The organism is Streptomyces sp. NPDC086777 (genome assembly GCF_040702065.1).
In the GTDB taxonomy this organism is placed as follows: Bacteria; Actinomycetota; Actinomycetes; order Streptomycetales; family Streptomycetaceae; genus Streptomyces.
Genome location: NZ_JBFBJI010000100.1, coordinates 1 through 1577 on the forward strand (window position 1 = coordinate 1; position 1577 = coordinate 1577).

Below are 1577 nucleotides of genomic sequence, written 5' to 3' on the forward strand. Positions count from 1 at the left end.
ATCGTGTGCCGGGCGTTCGCCGAGGTCCTCGGTGTGGAACATGTCGGTGCCGACGACAACTTCTTCGAACTCGGCGGCCACTCCCTACTGGCCGTGTCCCTGCTGCAACTCCTGCGTGAGCGAGGGTTCGGAGTGTCGGTACGGGCACTCTTCGAGGCGCCCACCCCGGCGGCCTTGGCAGCGGCCGGGTCCGTCGCGGAGGTGGAGGTGCCGCCGAACGGGATCCCCCAGGACGCGCAGGTGATCAAGCCGGAGATGCTGCCGCTGGTGGAGCTCACGCGCTCCCAGATCGGCCTCATCTGCGAGGCGGTACCCGGCGGTGCGAGAAACGTGGCGGACGTGTATCCGCTCGCCCCGCTGCAGGAAGGGATCTTCTTCCACCACCTGCTGGCCAGGCCGGGTGAGGCGGACGTGTACCTGACGCCGACGGTGGTGGCCTTCGACGGTCGTGAACGCTTGGACGCTTTCGTCGCCGCGCTGCAACGAGTAGTGGACCGGCACGACATACACCGCACGGCCCTGGTGTGGGAGGGGCTGCCCGAGCCGGTTCAGGTGGTGTGGCGGTCCGCGGTCGTCCCCGTCACCGAGACCACGCTGCCGGACGGGATACGCGGACAGGAAGCAACCAGGCACCTGCTCAACGCTGCCGGCTCATGGCTGGACCTGCGTCAGGCGCCGTTGATGCGGGTCCATGTGGCTGAGGAGCCGGGCGGGCGGTGGCTGGCGTTGGTGCAGGTGCATCATCTGCTGCAGGACCACACGGCGTTGGACGTGGTCATGGGTGAGGTCGCCGCGTTCATGGCCGGTCGCGGGGACGAGTTGCCGGCGCCGCTGCCGTTCCGCGACTTCGTCGCCCAGGCCCGAATGGGTGTTCCTCGCGAGAAGCACGAGGAGTACTTCACCGGTCTCCTCGGGGACGTCACAGAACCGACGTTGCCCTTCGGCCTGTTGGACGCTCGGGGCGACGGTTCCGGAATGCGGCGGGCGCGGTCGGCGATGGACGACGGCCTCGCGGAGCGGCTGCGGGAGCGGGCGCGGGCGCTCGGGGTGAGTCCGGCGACGCTGTTCCACGTGGCGTGGGCGCGGGTGCTGGCGAGTCTGTCCGGGCGTTCGGACGTCGTGTTCGGAACGGTGCTGCTGGGCCGGATGTCCGCCGGACGGGGAGCGGAACGCACTCCCGGCCCGTTCATGAACACCCTGCCGGTACGGGTGGACGTCGCGGACCTGGACGTCGCCGGTGCGGTGAGGGCGATGCAGTCCCAGCTGGCCGGCCTGCTCGTGCACGAGCACGCACCCCTGGCCCTCGCGCAGAAGGCCAGTGGCGTCCCAGCGCAGACGCCCCTGTTCACCTCCCTACTCAACTACCGCCACAGCGGCCGCCCTCGCCAGAGCGGCGAGAGGACCGGCCACGAAGAAGCGGCCGGGAACAAGGCCACCGGCGAACGCGGCGGGATGCAACTGCTGTTCAGCTGGGACCGGACCAACTATCCGGTGACGGTGTCGGTGGATGATTCGGGGTCGGGGTTCTGGGTGAGTGCTGATGTGGTTGCTCCGGGGGATCCGGAGTTGGTGTGTGG

At 69.5% G+C, this 1577-nt stretch carries 1 protein-coding gene; it reads left to right on the plus strand.

The features are described from left to right. On the plus strand, positions 1-1577 hold a 1577-nt coding region (locus AB0472_RS45955; RefSeq protein WP_366365665.1), incomplete at both ends, for a condensation domain-containing protein.